Raw genomic sequence first — 15,436 nt, forward strand, 5'->3', positions numbered from 1 at the left:
CCCATGACATCGGCTTCCGCCCCCACCGACTCCCCCACCGAACCCGCCGGTGAGGTGAGCACTACTGACGGAACGTCAGGCACAACTCCACTGCGGGTCCTGCTCGGTTACGCCCGGCCGCACCGGCTCGTACTGTGCGCCACCCTGCTCCTCCTGCTGGCGGCGAGCGGTGCCGGTCTCGTACAGCCGCTGGTGGCGCAGCACGTACTGGACGGACTGGCCGACGGCGACGGAGTCATGGGGCCCGTGCTGCTCCTGGCCGCGCTGGTCGTCATCGGCGCGGTGCTCACCGGGCTCCAGTCCTGGTGGCAGCAGCGCACCTCGGAGCGGGTGGTCCGGCAGATCCGCCGGGACCTGGTGTTCCGGCTGATCCGGCTGCGGGTGCCCGAACTCGACCGCCGCGCGCCGGGTGATCTCATCTCCCGCGTCACCTCCGACAGCACCCTCGTGCAGAACGCCGCGACCGAGGGTCTGGTGATGGTCGCCAACGGTGTGCTCAGCATCCTGGGGGCCATTGTCCTGATGGGGCTGGTGCATCTGGGGCTGCTCGGAGTGACCGTGGGGGTGCTGCTCGCCGTCACGCTGGTGATGGTGCTCATCCTGCCGCGGATCCGTGAGGCGGTCGCCCGCTCGCAGGAGTCGATCGGGTCCGTCGGCGCGGCGCTCGACCGGGCGCTGGGCGCGGCCAGGACCGTGAAGGCCAACGGCGCCGAGGGCCGGGAGACGGCGCGTGCGGGAGAGGCGGTCGACGGCGCGTACCGCGCGGGGCTGACCGGCGCGCGGTACGTGGCGATGGTGAAGGTGTTGTCCGGCGTCTCCATCCAGGCAGCGTTCCTCGCCGTGCTCGGGGTGGGCGGCGCGCTGGTCGCCTCGGGAAGTCTGGAGGCGTCGGCGCTCATCGCGTTCCTGCTGTACGTGTTCTATCTGGCGAGTCCGATCGGTTCGCTGGTCGCGGGGCTCGGAATGCTTCAGCAGGGGCTGGGCGCCGTGGGGCGTATCGAACAGGTCGGGCGGATGCCGATCGAGGACGACGTCGACGGCGATTCCGACGGCGGCGTCGACGGGCGTGCGGGGGTGGGCCGTTGGGACGGGAAGGACGCGCCGCCGGTCGAGTTCAGGGACGTCCACTTCGCCTACCCGGACCGCTCGCCCGCGCTGCGCGGCGTCTCGTACACGGTGCGCGGCGGCACCCAGAGCGCGCTGGTGGGTCTGTCGGGAGCGGGAAAGACCACGATGTTCGCCCTGCTCCAGCGGTTCTACGAGCCGGCGGCCGGCCGGATCCTGATCGGCGGTGTGGACATCGCGACGCTGCCCCGCGCCGAGGTACGCCGCCGGATCGCCTACGTCGAGCAGGAGTCGCCCGTCATGGCGGGCACGATCGAGGACAACCTCACGTACGCGGCGTCGGAGGTGTCGGACGAGGAAGTGGCGGAGGTCCTGCGGCTGACGCGGCTCGACTCACTGATCGAGCGGCTGCCCGACGGGCTGCGCACGGAGGTCGGCAGCCGGGGCGTCGCGCTGTCGGGCGGTGAACGGCAGCGACTCGCGATCGCGCGCGCCCTGCTGCGCGGTCCCGAGGTGCTGCTGCTGGACGAGGCGACGGCGCAGCTCGACGCCAACAACGAGCGGGCGCTGCGCGAGGCGGTCGAGCAGGCGGCGCGGCGCTGCACCGTGATCCTGATCGCGCACCGGCTCTCGACGGTGACGGGTGCGGAGCAGATCGTGGTGCTCGAACACGGCCGGGTCCGTGGCACGGGGACTCACGAGGAGCTGGTCGAGGCGGATGTGCTGTACCGCGAACTCGCCGCCTCCCAGATGCTGGTCGGCGACGACGCGGATGTCTCCGAGGTGGCGGGCGTCTCCGAGGTCGCCGGTGTCGGCGGACCGGCCGGGGAGCCGGTGCCGGTGAATCGGTGAAACGCGGTGAGGGCATTCCGCCTTCGAGCGGAATGCCCTCACTTTTCTCAGCCGTTCTCAGCGTTCTCGATCAGTGCGATCGGGTCAGCCGGTAATGGCGTTCAGGGACGCGAGATATCCGTCCCTGTGTCCTTCCACATTCGGGTGGTAGGACTCGTTGATCTTGTCCCACTCCAGACTCGTCACCCATTCCGAACCGCCCGAGCAGAGCGCGTGCTGATCGAATGCGGGACGCGGGTCCAGGAAGGTGAATCCGGCCTCGGCGGCGCGGCTCGCCATAATGTCGTTCAGTACGTCGGCCGCTGAATTCATGGCCGAACGCTCCGCGTCGCTGAGACCGAGGATTCCGCAGGAACCACCGATCTTGTAGAGGCGCGGGTAGCCCACGACGACGACCTTGGCCGACGGGGCGGCGGCCCGCACCGCGCCGTAGGTCTGCGCGAGCGCGGGAGACAGCGCGCCCTGGGCGGCCTGCTTCGCGAGCTCGACGCCGGCGATGCAGTCATCGTCGTCGATCGTCAGGATGCAGTTGGTCAGGACATCGACGAAACCGACGTCGTTGCCTCCGACCTGCACCGTTACCAGCGTGGTGTCCGCGGTCAGCTGCGGTATCTGGGTGCTGGCGACATCGGCCGTGGTCGCGCCGGAGCACGAGGCCTCGACGAAACCGACGGACGGGTGCTGGGCGGCCCAGAGCCGCGGGTAGGTCAGCGGACCGCGCCGGCACGGGTCGTCGGGGTTGTCGTAGGTACGCGTACCGGGAGCGACCGCGTAGGAGTCGCCGATGGCGACGTACTTACCGTCCGCCTTCGGGGCCGCGCTCGCTGTGGGGGCGACGGTTGCGGCTACGACCATTGCCAGAAGCGCGGCGATGAGTGGTCTTTTTGAGCGCACGAATTCTTCTCCGATGAGTGGGGTCATGGACTATATATAAATAGCACCACTCGACACCCTGCGGAATACCTCGCCATAAATTATCTGATGGCATTTCAGGGGGCACCCCGTCATGCACGCAACCTTCATGCAACGTTGCGTCCGGTTCACTGGCGGTATGAGCCAAGAGGAGACCGCGCGCGTGGAGGTGACGCCCGCCGCCGCCGATCTGATACGGCGACTGCGGGCGGACCACGGACCGCTGATGTTCCACCAGTCGGGCGGCTGCTGCGACGGCAGCGCGCCCATGTGCTACCAGGACGGTGAGTTCCGTACGGGGAACTCGGACGTACTGCTCCAGTCCCTGGAGGTCGAGGGCGTCACGGAGCCGGTGCCGTTCTGGATGTCGGTGAGCCAGTACGAGGCATGGCGGCACACCCGGTTGATCGTGGACGTCGTGGAGGGACGCGGCAGCGGTTTCTCTCTGGAGGCGCCGGAAGGGGTGCGGTTCCTGATCCGCTCACGGCTGGTCTGAGGCACCGGCCCTCACGGCTGGAGGCTGCTCACCACGTTCGCCGTGGAGTTGATCCCGTCCTGGATCGTGGGGGCCATGCTCGTGCCCGCGAGGAAGAACCCGAGCAGCACGCAGACGATCGCGTGCCCCATCTTGAGTCCGCCGTTGCGCACGAAGATCACGGTGAGTAGCAACAGAAGCAGGACCAGTGAGATCGAAATGGCCATCGCCAACCTCCTCCGCCGCGCCGGAATTGCGGCATTCGGCCGTCAGTCTGGCGGAGCGGAGGGGCTGTTCGTGCAACTGGCGTGTAGGCCGTACGGGTTGACTACCGGTCGTTCGCGGTCAGGAAGCGCTCCAGGCCGGCGAGGTCGTCGGTGTTGACGTGGTCGACGCCGGCGTCGAGCAGCTCGGTCCAGACGGCGTCGCGGGCGGGCCCGGCGAGGTCGGGGGTCGCCCAGAACCTCACCCGCTGCCCCCGCCGGTGGGCGGTGCGGACGATGCGGTGCAGCTCGGTGCGCTCAGTGGCGGGGAACGTGCCGACTCCCTGCCAGGTGAAGCTCGTTGTCCAGTTGCTGCTGATGAGCGGGATGAACGAGGCGCGTGCCGTGCTGCCGAGGTCATCGAGACGGCCGTCGTAGAAGGCGTGGCGAACCCGCTGTGCCTCCATCGGGACGCGGGCGGCGCGGTCACCGGAGATGACCGGGGTGACGGCCCCGTGCCGTACCGCGCCGTGGGAGTAGGTGCTCAGCATCGAGCGGTAAGCGCGCAGTTGGCGATGGAGCTCCAGGTAGGCGGCGGCGCCGTCCGTCTTGATGTCGATGAGCAGCTGCACCGGCCGGTGGTGGCCCCGGTACACGGCCCCGCCGTTGGCCCGCACGCGGTCGCGCAGCGGGTCGAGGTAGAGCGAGCGGAGCGTACGTGTGGGGTCGAGCGTTTCGGGCTCGTGGGCGACCAGCAACTCGCCGTCGACCAGGAAGATATCGGCCTCGACGCTGGTGAAGCGGTGCGACAGCGCGTCGTGGAGGGGCCGCTCGTGCAGGTAGTCGTTGTGCGCGTGGGCACGGCGCAGCGGCGCGGGGCCGCCGCCGCGCTCCGTCGCCCGCGCGTACGAGGGGACGGCGACTGCTCCGGCGAACGCGGCGGCGATGGTGGTCACCGCTCTGCGACGGGTGGTGAGGGCCATGATGCCTCCGAGGTGTGTGGGGCGGACGACTCGCCGAGTATCCGCCGCCGACCGCCTCAAGGGGCAGGCTCTTACGAAGAGTTCCACGACCCGACGGCTGTGATTCAGACAGGCTCGGCGATCTCCGGCCAGCGCACCGTACGGTCGCACCAGCGCTCCAGCAGCACCCGGTCGTGGCCGACGGCCAGCAGTCCGGCGCCCTCCGCGCGCCGGTACTCCTCGACCACCGTGACCAGCGCGGCCGTGGTAGACGCGTCGAGCATCGCGGTCATCTCGTCGCAGACCAGCCAGCGCGGGCGCAGCACCAGCGCGCGGGCCAGACAGGCGCGTTGGAGCTGGCCGTCGCTGACCTCGTGCGGTCTGCGGCCGAGCAGGTCGTCGGTGAGCCCGACGGTGCCGGCCAACTCCCCGACCCGGTCACCGACTTCGTCCCGTCGGCCGTTGGCGCGCAGCGGCTCGGCGATCAGGTCGCGCAGCCGCAGCCGGGGGTCGGCCGACAGCCGGGGCTGCTGGAAGACCACGCCGATCGCGGTGCGCCGCGCCTTCGGCGCGCGGTGGCGCCAGCCGGTGACGCGCTCGCCGTCGAGGGTGACCGTGCCGGCGTCGGGCCGGTGCAGCAGGGCGGCGACGCGGGCGAGAGTGGACTTGCCGCAGCCGCTGGGCCCGAGGAGACCGACCGACTCGCCGGGCGCGACGGTGACCGACGCGCCCCTGACGACGGGGGCGCCGCGCTCGTATCCGGCGGTGATCCCGAGGAGTTCAAGCATCGACGCGCTCCTCGGCGTGGTGGCAGGCGACGGACGAGCCGGGCCCCGGTGTCAGGGCCGGCAGGCCGGCGCAGATGTCGCTGGCCCGGGTGCAACGGGCGGCGAAGGCGCAGCCGTCGGGGAGGTCGCCCAGCTCGGGCGGCATACCGGGGATGGCGGTGAACTCCCGTTCGGGCAGCGCGTCGAGCAGACCGCGGGCGTAGGGGTGACGCGGGCCCCGGCTGCCGAAGAAGCCTGCCGCGGGGCTGAGTTCGACGATCCGGCCCGCGTACATGACGGCGACGCGGTCGGCGATCCGCTCGGCCGCCGCCAGATCGTGGGTGATCATCAGCAGGGCGCGGCCGTCGTCGGTGTGGCGTCGCAGTTCGTCGGCCGTGCGGTCGACCAGTTCGCGGTCGAGTCCGGTGGTCGGTTCGTCCGCCAGCAGCAGGGTGGCGTCCCCGATGAGCGCGAGCGCCGTCGCGGCGCGCTGCGCGAGACCGCCGGAGAGTTCGTGCGGGTAGCGGTCGAGATGGTCGGCGGGGAAGGCCGCCCGTCCGGCGGCGCTCTCGGCGGCCTTGGCGAGCGCCGGGCCACGGGCGCCCGTCAACTCGCGCAGCACTTCGACGAGTTGGGACCGCACGGTGCGTACGGGGGTGAGGTGCGCGGCGGGGCTCTGCGGTACGAGGCCGATACGCCGGCCGCGTACGGTACGGGCCAGGATCCGTTCGTCGGCGGCGAGCAGATCGGTGGGCGCCGCCGGGTCCGGCCCGGTGAGCAGGGCGGCTCCGGTGGTCTGCGCGTTGCCCGGCAGCAGGCCGAGCAGCGCCGACGCGAGGACCGATTTGCCGCAGCCGCTCTCGCCGACGAGCGCGAGGCACTCCCCCGCGGCGAGGTCGAAGGTGGCGTCGGTGACGGCGGCGATGTGCCGTCCGCCGCGCATCCGGAAGCGGACGCCGAGACCCCGCACCGACAGCACGGGGGCCGTCTCGGCCACCGGACCGGGCGTAGGTGTCGAGGGCGTGGTCACAGCATCAGCTCCGATCGGCGGCGCGGATTGATCCGTTCCCGCCACACCCCGGCGAGGCCGGCGATGGCGAGCGTCGGGACGATCAGGAACAGTCCGGGGAAGAGCGTCGGCCACCAGTCGCCCGCGAGCAGCGAACCGCGCGCCGTCTGCACGAGATTGCCGAGGCTCGCCTGGTGGCTGGGCAGCCCGAGACCGAGGAAGGAGAGAGCCGACTCGTGCCACATGGCGTGCGGGACCATCAGCACGGCGGCGAGACCCGCCTGCGGCAGGACCCCCGGCAGCAGATGGCGCACCGTGATCCGCCACCGTGAGGAGCCGCCGGAGACCGCGGCGTCCACGTACGGGCGCGAGCGCAGCGACAGGACCTCGGAGCGGACGATCCGGGCGGTGGAGAGCCAGTGGGTCAGGGCGACCGACACGATAACCGGCCAGACGCCGGGCCGGAACATCGCGACGATGAAGATACCGAGGAGCAGGTGCGGCACCGAGGAGAAGGTGTCGACGAGACGCATGACGACGCGGTCGGTCCAGCCGCCGAAGGCCGCGGCGGCGGCGCCCACGGCCGTGCCGATGACGGTGGCCACGAGGGCGGCGACCAGTCCGACGAGGAGCGAGACGCGGAGCCCGTACACACAGCGCAGGAGCAGATCGCGGCCGACGTCGTCGGTGCCGAACGGGTGGGCGAGGGAAGGCGGTTGGAGTTTGAGCGCGAGGTCGACGGCCTGTTCGTCGAGCTGCACGACCGGCGGGACGATGAGGACGGCCAGGGCCACGGCGGTGACGACGACGGCCGAGGTGAGCGCGCGGACGCTCCTGGTCGAGCGGCGGCTGCGCCCGCGTGAGCGCCACCGCGGGTCGCTCGCCGCCTTGGGCGCGTTCTCCGGGTGAGTGGTGCGCGTGGTGGTGTCAGCCATCGAAGCCCACCCTCGGGTCGGCGAGTCCGTACAGCAGGTCGGAGAGCAGGTTGCCGAGGAGCACGGCGGCCGTGGCGAGCACGGTGAGCGCGGCCAGCAGCGGGAAGTCCACGGAGGTCGCCGCCTCGACGGTGGCCGCCGCGATCCCCGGCCAGCTGAAGACGGTCTCGATGAGGAGCGCGCCGGTGATGAGTTCGGGGACGCGGGAGCCGATGAGGGTGAGCATCGGCAGCATGCCGGAGCGCCAGGCGTGGCCGAGCAGTACGGTGCGTTCGCTCAGTCCGCGGGCGCGCGCCCCGCGGACGGGGTCCTCCTCCAGGGCGTCGGCGACCCCTTGTCGTACGTAGAGGTAGAACCACGGCATCTGCGAGACGCCGAGCACGGCCGCGGGCAGCACCAGGTGCGAGGCGACCTGGCCGAAGGTGACGGTGTCGCTCCCGGAGTCGGTGAGCCCGCCGGCCGGCAGGACACCGAGCCGCAGGGCGAAGAACCAGATGGCGAGGAGTCCGAGCCAGAAGGCGGGCGCGGCCTCCAGGGTGTAGGCCGCCGAGCTGACGCAGCGGTCGAGCCAGCCGCCGGGGCGCCGGGCCGCGGCCACACCGAGCGCCGTGCCGAGCAGGATCGCGAGGACGAAGGCGGTGGTGGCCAGGAGCACGGACCAGCCGAGGCGTTCGGTGATCACGTCGGCGACCGGTCTGCGCATGACGCTGGAGTCGCCGAGATCGCCGGTGAGGGCCGATGTCAGCCACTCCCACCAGCGTGCGACGAGCGGCCGGTCGACGCCGAGGTTGGCGCGCAGTTGGTCGAGGGTCTCCTGCGAGGCGCTGAGCCCGGCGGTGCCGGCGTACGCCTTGACGGGGTCGAACGGTGAGGCGGCGGCGACGGCGAAGACGCCGAAGGTGACGACCAGCAGGACGGGGGCGGCGAACAGCAGCCGCCGCCCCGTCATCCGGGCCATCGCCCCCCACGGGAGGCGTCGGTTCACGGTGTACGGGCCCACTTCTCGACGTTCCACCACGGGCCGGACGCGAGGCCGTGGTCGTGCGGTTCGACCTGGGTTGTGAGGGTGCCCCAGGTGTCGTTCACGACGTACACATGGTCGATGTGGGTGAGGAAGGTGTAGCCGGGGTCCTTCGCCAGCTCACGCTGGACGGTGTCGTACGCGGCCTTGCGGGCCGGCTTGTCCCCGCTCTCGCGACCGGCGTCGAGGGCCTTGTCGACGGCCGGATTGTCGTACCAGGCCATGTTGTTGAAGCCGTCGCCCGCGAGGCCGGAGTTGAGCAGGCTGAACTGGTCGAAGTCCGGGTCACCGGGGGCTCCGCCGCCGGCCAGGACCGCGTCCGTCCTCATCCGCGGTTCGATGACCTCCCAGGTGCCGGCCTGGGTCTTGATGTCGATGCCGGCCTTCTTGGCGTCGGAGGCGTAGGCGAGGGCGTGGTCCTGACGGAGTTTGTCGCCGGTCAGGTACCAGAGGGGGAAGGTCGCGCGTACGCCGTCCTTCGTACGGACGCCGTCCCGGCCGGCCTTCCAGCCCGCCTCGTCGAGGATCCCCTTGGCCTTCGCGAGGTCGTGCGCACGCTCGGTGCCCTTGGTGAACCACTCGCTGTCGGTGGGGACCGGGCCGTAGGCGGCCCTGCCCGCGCCGTCGAGGATCTTGTCGACCATGGTGTCGCGGTCGACGGCGACGTCGAGCGCGCGGCGTACGGCGTTGTCGCCCGCGACCTCGTTGTGGGTCGGGAGGGTGACGGTGCGGTAGTCGTACGACGTGGCGGAGTAGGTCCGCCGGCCCTTGTCGTTCTCGAAGCCCTTGGCGAGGTTGGGCGGCAGGATCGCGCCGTCGAGGTCTCCGGCGCGCAGCCGGGTGGCGCGGACGTCGTCGTCCTTGATGATCGCCATGGTGAACCTCTTCACCTTCGGCGCGCCGTTCCAGTAGTCCGGATTGGCCTTGAAGCTGATCTTCTCGCCCTTGGACCAGTTGGTGAGGAGATAGGGCCCCGTGCCGACGGGCTTGGTGGTGAACGGGCCGGTGTTGACGTCCTGCTTGCCCGCCAGATGCTCCGGCGCGATGGGCAGCACGGTCCGCTGGGCGAAGGGCGCGTAGGGGTACTTGAGGGTGAAGACGACGGTGTCCTCGCCCTCGGCCGTGACGTCCTTGATCGCCGCCAGCTCGGTCTTGGACGGGTTGTTGGTCTTCGCGTCCAGGATGGTGCGGTAGGTGAAGACGACGTCCGCGGCGCTGAAGGGCTTGCCGTCGCTGAACTTCACGTCGTCGCGCAGCCGGTAGGTGTAGGTCGTACCGCCCGCGCCGACCTCGGGAAGCGCGGCGGCGAGGGCGGGCTTCAGGTTCATGTCGCCGTCGACCGCGAGCAGTCCGTCGAAGAGCTTGGAGTTGCCGTCCTTGCCGTAGCCGAGCAGCGGGCTGAGGCTGTCCGGCTCGTAGGCGATCCCGACGACCGCGGACTCCTGGTCCCCGCCGTCGGGGCCGGAGCCGCTGTCCGGGTTCGAGCAGGCCGCGGCGGCAAAGGCCAGCGAACCGGCCAGCGCCGCCGCGGCCGTGCCGCGTATCGAACGGGCGGTCATGGATTCCACACCCCTACTGAAGATCAAACGTTATTGCGAACGACTCGCAATTAAACAGTATGTAAAGGGGTGCTTGTCCAGGTCATATGTCGCCGACCGGCGGCCGGAACTACGGCGCGGGGGCGCCGGGCGCGGCCAGACCGGTCAGGGTCGCGAGTCTCTCGCGGTGCGATCCGGTCGAACCCAGCGCGATCTCACCGGACTTGGCGCGCTTGAGATACAGATGCGCGGGATGCTCCCACGTCATGCCGATGCCGCCGTGGAGCTGGACGCACTCCTCGGCCGCGTGCACGGCGACCCGGCCGCAGTACGCCTGGGCGACCGCCACGGCGAGCGGCGCGTCGGGGCTGTCGGTGGCCAGCGCGTCGGCGGCGCTCCGGGCGGCGGCGCGGGCCGATACGACCTCCAGCCAGAGGTGCGCCATCCGGTGCTTGAGCGCCTGGAACGAGCCGATGGGCCGGTTGAACTGGTGCCGTTCGCGGGTGTGCCGCACCGTCTCCTCCAAGCACCATTCCGCGAGCCCGAGTTGCTCTGAGGCGAGCAGTCCGGCGCCCGCGAGCAGTCCACGGCGTACGGCGGCCTCCGCGGCGCCCTTGCCCGCGTCAGCGAGTCGCGTCCCGGCGGCGAGGGCGGCGGAGTCCACGGTGACGGTGGCGAGCGGGCGCGTGAGGTCGAGCGGGGTTCCCGGGCGGGCGGTGACGCCGGGCGCCGACGTCTCGACCGCGTACAGCCCGTCGTCGCCCAGGACGAGCAGGACATCGGCGATCGTGGCATCGGCGACGGCCCTGATGCCGCGGCTCGCGGTGGCGGTGGGGAGCGGGGCGTCCGGCCCGGTGGAGAGCGGTACGGCGAGCACGGCGACCGTACGGCCCCCGGCCAGCGCGCCGAGCAGTTCGCCGACAGCCGCACTCTCGGCACTGCGCGTGCTCCGCGGGTTCAGGGCGAGCAGCGTCTGCGTCGCGATCACGGAACTGGTCAGGTACGGCGCGGGTGTGACCGCCCGGCCCAGCTCCTCCAGCACGACTGCCGCCTCGCGGTGGCTCGCGCCCTGGCCGCCGAGAGTCTCGGGGACGAGCAGCCCGGCCGCGCCGATCCCGGCGGCGAGCGACGTCCAGAGCGCGGTGTCGTAGGGCGCGCCCGATTCCGCGCGGGCGAGCGCGGCGGGGAGATCGGCGCGGTCGGTGAGCAGCGACCGTACGGCGGCGCGCAGGTCGTCCTCCTGCTCGGAGTACAGCAGGTCGGGCACGGCCCCGACCGACCCGGTCCCCGCATCCACGTCCACGTCCACGTCCACGTCCACGTCAGTGTTTATGTCGTCCACCGTGCTCATCGGGCGAGGTCCTTCCATGCGACGTCCTTGTCGTCGCGCGGCTCGGCGGGCAGCCCGAGGACGCGTTCGGCGACGATGTTGAGCAGTACCTCGCTCGTACCGCCCTCGATGGAGTTGCCCTTCGAGCGCAGATAGCGGTAACCCGCCTCGCGGCCGGTGAAGTCGACGAGTTCGGGCCGCCGCATCGTCCAGTCGTCGTACAACAGGCCCTCGTCGCCGAGGAGTTCGACTTCCAGTCCGCTGATCTCCTGGTTGAGCCGGGCGAAGGAGAGCTTCAGGCCCGAGCCTTCGGGGCCCGGCCTGCCCACCGCGAGCTGCTGGCGCAGGCGTTCACCGGTCAGCCGTGCGACTTCGGCCTCCACCCAGAGCGTGAGGAGACGCTGGTGGAGTTCGTGGGTGCGCAGTTCGGGGCGCTCGCGCCAGGTCCGGGAGACCGGGCCGATCATGCCGCCCTCGCGCGGGAGTCGGGCGCCGCCGATCGAGACGCGCTCGTTCATGAGGGTGGTCCGCGCGACCTTCCAGCCGTCGCCGACCGGGCCGAGCCGGTGGGCGTCGGGGATCCGGACGTCGGTGAGGAACACCTCGTTGAACTCGGCCTCGCCGGTTATCTGGCGCAGCGGCCGGACTTCGACGCCGGGGTCGGTCATGTCGCAGATGAAGTAGCTGATGCCCCGGTGCTTGGGCAGGTTGGGGTCGGTGCGGGCTATCAGGATGGCCCAGCGGGCGAGATGGGCGCTGGAGGTCCACACCTTCTGCCCGTTGACGATCCAGTCGCCGGCGCCACTCCGCTCGCCGGCGTGTTCGCCGGTTTCGTCGCGTACGGCGCGGGTCGCGAGCGCGGCGAGGTCGGACCCGGCCCCCGGTTCGCTGAAAAGCTGGCACCAGACTTCGTCACCGACCCACAGGGGCCGCAGGAACCGGCGCTTCTGCTCGTCGGTGCCGTACGCGAGGATGGTGGGCGCGGCCATTCCCAGGCCGATGCCGATTCGGCGCGGGTCGTTGTCGGGGGCGTCCGCGGCGGCCAGTTCGGCGTCGACGACCGACTGGAGTGAGCGCGGGGCGTCGAGTCCGCCGAGACCGGCCGGGAAGTGCACCCAGGCGAGTCCGGCGTCGAAGCGGGCCTTCAGGAAGTCGGTCGGTGCCGTGTCGGCCGGCGGGTGCGCGGCGAGCAGGTCCTCGGTACGGCGGCGCAGATCGGCCGCGTCCGGCGCGGTCACCGGGCGCTCGCCCCCGATGCCGTGGCCAGGTCGGGGATCACGACCAGCCGGCCGGTGGTGGTGCCGTCGGCCACGCGCTGAACGGCCGACGCGGCGTCCGCCATCGGCACCCGCTCGCTGATGAGCGGCTTGACGACGCCCTTGGCGGCGAGTTCCGTCAGTTCCTGGTGGCAGCGGAGGATCGCGGCGGGGTCCTTCTGGTTGTACAGGCCCCAGTGCAGCCCGACGATCGAGTAGTTCTTCACCAGCGCGTGGTTGAGGGCGGGGGCCGGGATGGTGCCGCTCGCGAAGCCGATGACGAGGATGCGGCCCTCGAAGGCCACGCACTTGGCGGACTTGGTGTACGCGTCGCCACCGACCGGGTCGTAGACGACGTCCGCGCCGCGCCCGCCGGTGAGGTCCTTCACGGCGGTGACGATGTCGTCGGTGCGCCGGTCGATGACATGGTCGCAGCCCAACTCCTCGGCCACACGCACCTTGTTCCGTCCGCCGGCCACGCCGATGACGGTGGCACCGGCCGCCTTGCCGAGCTGGACGGCCGCGCTGCCGACGCCGCCGGCGGCGGCGTGCACGAGCAGCGTCTCGCCCGCCTGGAGACGCGCCCTGCGGTGCAGTCCGAACCAGCCGGTCTGGTAGCCGATGTGCAGGGCCGCCGCCTCGGCGTCGTCGAGCGCCTCGGGCGCGGGAAGCACCGCGGCCTCGTCGGCGACGACGTACTCGGCGAGTCCGCCGTCGGGCAGCGCCGGGGTCGCGATGACGCGCCGCCCGTCCCCCGTCTCGCCGCAGACCTCGACGCCGGGTGTGAAGGGCAGCGGTGGGCGCACCTGGTACTGACCCCGGCAGAGCAGGGCGTCAGGGAAGTTGATGTCCGCCGCGAGGACCTTCAGCAGGAGTTGACCGTCACCCGGTGTCGGCCGGTCCACCTCCTCCAGCCGCATCACCTCGCCCGGCTCACCGTTCCGGTGCACTCGCCATGCCTGCATTCGGGGGCCTCCACAGATGAGGGTCGGTACGCGCTCCTAGGCATACTAAGCGGTCGCTTGCTCTGTGGGAACAGACTCGTCGGCGTCGTGACGTGCGACGGCGAGCACCGCCGTGTCGTCGTCGCGTCCGCCCTTCGTCCACCGGCCGATCGACGAGAACAGGGCCCCGATCAGCCGCTCCGGGTCCCCGTCCGGGCCCGGCCTCAGTTCGCTGCGGGGGTCGTAGAAGGTCCCGGCCGCGTTCCGGGCCTCCGTCACCCCGTCCGTGACGCAGAGCAGGGTGGCGCCGGCGGGGAAGTCGTACGAGCGGGTACCGCCGATGCCGGGTGCGAGGTTCCGCATTCCCAGCGGGGGTGTCGCCTGGCCGGTGTCCAGTTGACGCACCTCGCCGTTCCGTACGAGATAGGGGGCGGGATGGCCGCAGTTCAGCAGCCGCAGTGTGGTGCCGCGCGGGTCGATCTCGACCAGGAGTGCGGTGGCGAACGCCTCGGCGGCGTCGACGCCGAACGGGTCGGCGTACTGCTCGGCGGACCGGGCCACGGCGCGGTCGAGCCGTTCCGCGAGCCCCACCAGTCCGGTCTCGGACTCGGCGCGTTCACGGAACGCGCCGACGATGATGGAGACGGCGGAGACCGCGCCGAGGCCCTTGCCACGTACGTCGGCGATGAGCAGCCGCAGACCGAAGGGTGTCTCCTGCACGGCGTAGAGGTCGCCGCCGATCCGGGCGACGGCGTCCGCCGCCTCGTAACGGCAGGCCACGGACATCGGGCCGATGATCTTGGGTAGCGGTGGCAGCACGGCCCGCTGCAGTTGCTCGGCGGTGGATCTGACACGGGAGAACTTCGCGCTCTGGCTGTCGAGCATGCGCCGGACGGCCAGCGCGAGAGCCGAGGCGATCACGATTTCCAACAGCTGCACGGTCGCGGACGCGTAGCCGTGGTGACTCTGGATCGCGGAGACGCTGGTGAGTCCGATGCCGACGGCCACGATCAGCAGGGTGTAGCGGAACGTGCCGCTGATGGCCGCCGCCATGGCGGCGACGGCGATGAGCGCGGCGCCGCTGACGATCTTGGGGGTCACCAGTTCGAGGCCGACGGAACCGACGAGCAGCACCGGGGGCAACCAGGGGTACTGCTGGATTCGGGAGTACCCCTCGTCCATGTCGCCGGTCCTTCTCCGCCGCACCCGTCTCTCCATCGGGCAACCACATCACGGGAGCTATGCGCTCACCGTGCTGCGAAACCACCAAAACCAGATGAAAGGCAACTCGTGGGGCGCCGGGTCAGCGGCCGAAGACCTCGAAGGACACCGCGGGCCGGCCGCCGAAGCGCGCGGCCACTGTCCGCGCGTTGGCCGTGAGGAACGTACGGCAGTACGCCTCGGGGTCCTCGTCCGTCAGCACCTCGATATAGGTGCGGTGTTCGAGCAGCGACTGTACGGAGCGTTCCAGCCCGGCCGCCGCGTCGACCGCGTGCGTCGGGGTGGTGGAGCCCGCGACGGCCACCCAGCGCACCCCGTCCCATGGCTCGAGCCCCTGATCCGCCAGTTCGGGGAAGATCCACCGGTTCCCCGCGTCACCGGCGGCGTCGAGCGTGGCGCGCCCGACGGCGCGGTGGTCCGGGGTGTTCCAGGCGGTGCCGCCCCAGGTGTCACGGTGGTTGAGGGTGATGACGAGTTCGGGGCGGTAGCGGCGGATCGCCGCCGCGATGTCCCGGCGCAGCGCGAGCCCTTCCTCGATCACACCGTCCTTGTGGTCCAGGAAGACCACCTCGGACACACCGACGACGGCCGCGCTCGCCCGCTGCTCCCGCTCGCGCAGCGGGGCCGCGGAGACGGGGTCGATCGTGTCGATCCCCGCCTCGCCCCGGGTGGCGAGGAGATAGGTGACCTCACGCCCCTCGTCGGTCCAGACGGCGACGGCGGCCGAGCAGCCGTACTCCAGGTCGTCGGGGTGCGCGACCACGGCGAGGGCGCGCCGCCAGTCGGCGGGCATGGGGGCGAGCTGGTCGGTCGAATCAGTCATGCCCGCAGATTAGGTCCTGTCCGGCCCCGGTCAGCTGACGCCGGCGGACGACGGTGCCGTTGCGCACGATCGTCATCGTGTGGAGGACCGGGGCTCTCCGCGACGGAAACTCGGATGCGGGCG

General features: G+C 71.4%; 15 protein-coding genes. 2 read left to right on the forward strand and 13 right to left on the reverse strand.

The genetic code is table 11. The features are described from left to right. Positions 1 to 3 precede the first annotated feature (3 nt). Complete coding sequence (locus ACFWHU_RS15775) at positions 4 to 1,917, forward strand: ABC transporter ATP-binding protein (protein WP_387225262.1); 1,914 nt, start codon at positions 4 to 6, stop codon at positions 1,915 to 1,917. Between the two features lie 84 nt (positions 1,918 to 2,001). On the opposite strand, the gene ACFWHU_RS15780 is transcribed toward ACFWHU_RS15775, so the two are convergent. Further along, positions 2,002 to 2,772 carry an SGNH/GDSL hydrolase family protein gene (locus ACFWHU_RS15780; protein ID WP_385798874.1) on the reverse strand — a complete coding sequence of 257 codons (771 nt, stop codon included), beginning with the start codon at positions 2,770 to 2,772 and terminating at the stop codon, positions 2,002 to 2,004. Between the two features lie 196 nt (positions 2,773 to 2,968). On the opposite strand from ACFWHU_RS15780, the gene ACFWHU_RS15785 reads away from it, so the two are divergent. Further along, positions 2,969 to 3,325, forward strand: coding sequence for a DUF779 domain-containing protein (locus ACFWHU_RS15785; RefSeq protein WP_385798872.1), 357 nt, complete (start codon positions 2,969 to 2,971; stop codon positions 3,323 to 3,325). Positions 3,326 to 3,336: 11 nt separating this feature from the next. On the opposite strand, the gene ACFWHU_RS15790 is transcribed toward ACFWHU_RS15785, so the two are convergent. The 12 genes from ACFWHU_RS15790 to ACFWHU_RS15845 form a co-directional block, all read right to left on the reverse strand. Beyond that, positions 3,337 to 3,531 carry a hypothetical protein gene (locus tag ACFWHU_RS15790; RefSeq protein WP_078073688.1) on the reverse strand — a complete coding sequence of 65 codons (195 nt, stop codon included), beginning with the start codon at positions 3,529 to 3,531 and terminating at the stop codon, positions 3,337 to 3,339. A gap of 101 nt (positions 3,532 to 3,632) precedes the next feature. Then, complete coding sequence (locus tag ACFWHU_RS15795; protein ID WP_387225263.1) at positions 3,633 to 4,490, reverse strand: phosphatidylinositol-specific phospholipase C/glycerophosphodiester phosphodiesterase family protein; 858 nt, start codon at positions 4,488 to 4,490, stop codon at positions 3,633 to 3,635. 104 nt (positions 4,491 to 4,594) lie between these two features. Beyond that, complete coding sequence (locus ACFWHU_RS15800) at positions 4,595 to 5,257, reverse strand: ABC transporter ATP-binding protein (protein ID WP_387225264.1); 663 nt, start codon at positions 5,255 to 5,257, stop codon at positions 4,595 to 4,597. Beyond that, positions 5,250 to 6,179 carry an ABC transporter ATP-binding protein gene (locus tag ACFWHU_RS15805; RefSeq protein ID WP_387225400.1) on the reverse strand — a complete coding sequence of 310 codons (930 nt, stop codon included), beginning with the start codon at positions 6,177 to 6,179 and terminating at the stop codon, positions 5,250 to 5,252. The genes ACFWHU_RS15800 and ACFWHU_RS15805 overlap by 8 nt, the downstream gene beginning before the upstream one ends. Before the next feature lie 83 nt (positions 6,180 to 6,262). Continuing rightward, entirely contained in the window at positions 6,263 to 7,180 is a 918-nt protein-coding gene (locus tag ACFWHU_RS15810; protein WP_385798865.1) for an ABC transporter permease, read from the reverse strand. Further along, positions 7,173 to 8,138: an ABC transporter permease gene (locus ACFWHU_RS15815; RefSeq protein WP_385798920.1), complete on the reverse strand. Its 966-nt coding sequence runs from the start codon at positions 8,136 to 8,138 to the stop codon at positions 7,173 to 7,175. The genes ACFWHU_RS15810 and ACFWHU_RS15815 overlap by 8 nt, the downstream gene beginning before the upstream one ends. Before the next feature lie 23 nt (positions 8,139 to 8,161). Further along, positions 8,162 to 9,760: an ABC transporter substrate-binding protein gene (locus ACFWHU_RS15820; RefSeq protein ID WP_387225265.1), complete on the reverse strand. Its 1,599-nt coding sequence runs from the start codon at positions 9,758 to 9,760 to the stop codon at positions 8,162 to 8,164. Between the two features lie 109 nt (positions 9,761 to 9,869). After that, positions 9,870 to 11,090, reverse strand: coding sequence for an acyl-CoA dehydrogenase family protein (locus ACFWHU_RS15825; protein ID WP_387225266.1), 1,221 nt, complete (start codon positions 11,088 to 11,090; stop codon positions 9,870 to 9,872). After that, on the reverse strand, positions 11,087 to 12,307 hold the full coding sequence (locus ACFWHU_RS15830) for an acyl-CoA dehydrogenase family protein (RefSeq protein WP_387225267.1): 1,221 nt from the start codon (positions 12,305 to 12,307) through the stop codon (positions 11,087 to 11,089). Before ACFWHU_RS15830 ends, ACFWHU_RS15825 begins: the two co-directional genes overlap by 4 nt. After that, entirely contained in the window at positions 12,304 to 13,290 is a 987-nt protein-coding gene (locus tag ACFWHU_RS15835) for an NADPH:quinone oxidoreductase family protein (protein ID WP_387225268.1), read from the reverse strand. Before ACFWHU_RS15835 ends, ACFWHU_RS15830 begins: the two co-directional genes overlap by 4 nt. Positions 13,291 to 13,335: 45 nt before the next feature. Then, positions 13,336 to 14,451 (reverse strand): PP2C family protein-serine/threonine phosphatase, encoded by a 1,116-nt coding sequence (locus ACFWHU_RS15840; protein WP_387225269.1) that lies wholly within the window; start codon positions 14,449 to 14,451, stop codon positions 13,336 to 13,338. A gap of 121 nt (positions 14,452 to 14,572) precedes the next feature. Continuing rightward, positions 14,573 to 15,313, reverse strand: coding sequence for a PIG-L deacetylase family protein (locus tag ACFWHU_RS15845; RefSeq protein WP_387225270.1), 741 nt, complete (start codon positions 15,311 to 15,313; stop codon positions 14,573 to 14,575). Between the last annotated feature and the right edge of the window lie 123 nt (positions 15,314 to 15,436).

This window comes from Streptomyces sp. NPDC060366, from assembly GCF_042725135.1.
Taxonomy (GTDB): domain Bacteria; phylum Actinomycetota; class Actinomycetes; order Streptomycetales; family Streptomycetaceae; genus Streptomyces.

Coding starts and splice junctions, on each gene's coding strand:
- ACFWHU_RS15775 (WP_387225262.1), top strand. CDS start 4: ATGACATCGGCTTCCGCCCCCACCGACTCCCCCACCGAACCCGCCGGT.
- ACFWHU_RS15780 (WP_385798874.1), bottom strand. CDS start 2,772: ATGGTCGTAGCCGCAACCGTCGCCCCCACAGCGAGCGCGGCCCCGAAG.
- ACFWHU_RS15785 (WP_385798872.1), top strand. CDS start 2,969: ATGAGCCAAGAGGAGACCGCGCGCGTGGAGGTGACGCCCGCCGCCGCC.
- ACFWHU_RS15790 (WP_078073688.1), bottom strand. CDS start 3,531: ATGGCCATTTCGATCTCACTGGTCCTGCTTCTGTTGCTACTCACCGTG.
- ACFWHU_RS15795 (WP_387225263.1), bottom strand. CDS start 4,490: ATGGCCCTCACCACCCGTCGCAGAGCGGTGACCACCATCGCCGCCGCG.
- ACFWHU_RS15800 (WP_387225264.1), bottom strand. CDS start 5,257: ATGCTTGAACTCCTCGGGATCACCGCCGGATACGAGCGCGGCGCCCCC.
- ACFWHU_RS15805 (WP_387225400.1), bottom strand. CDS start 6,179: ATGCGCGGCGGACGGCACATCGCCGCCGTCACCGACGCCACCTTCGAC.
- ACFWHU_RS15810 (WP_385798865.1), bottom strand. CDS start 7,180: ATGGCTGACACCACCACGCGCACCACTCACCCGGAGAACGCGCCCAAG.
- ACFWHU_RS15815 (WP_385798920.1), bottom strand. CDS start 8,138: ATGGCCCGGATGACGGGGCGGCGGCTGCTGTTCGCCGCCCCCGTCCTG.
- ACFWHU_RS15820 (WP_387225265.1), bottom strand. CDS start 9,760: ATGACCGCCCGTTCGATACGCGGCACGGCCGCGGCGGCGCTGGCCGGT.
- ACFWHU_RS15825 (WP_387225266.1), bottom strand. CDS start 11,090: ATGAGCACGGTGGACGACATAAACACTGACGTGGACGTGGACGTGGAC.
- ACFWHU_RS15835 (WP_387225268.1), bottom strand. CDS start 13,290: ATGCAGGCATGGCGAGTGCACCGGAACGGTGAGCCGGGCGAGGTGATG.
- ACFWHU_RS15840 (WP_387225269.1), bottom strand. CDS start 14,451: ATGGACGAGGGGTACTCCCGAATCCAGCAGTACCCCTGGTTGCCCCCG.
- ACFWHU_RS15845 (WP_387225270.1), bottom strand. CDS start 15,313: ATGACTGATTCGACCGACCAGCTCGCCCCCATGCCCGCCGACTGGCGG.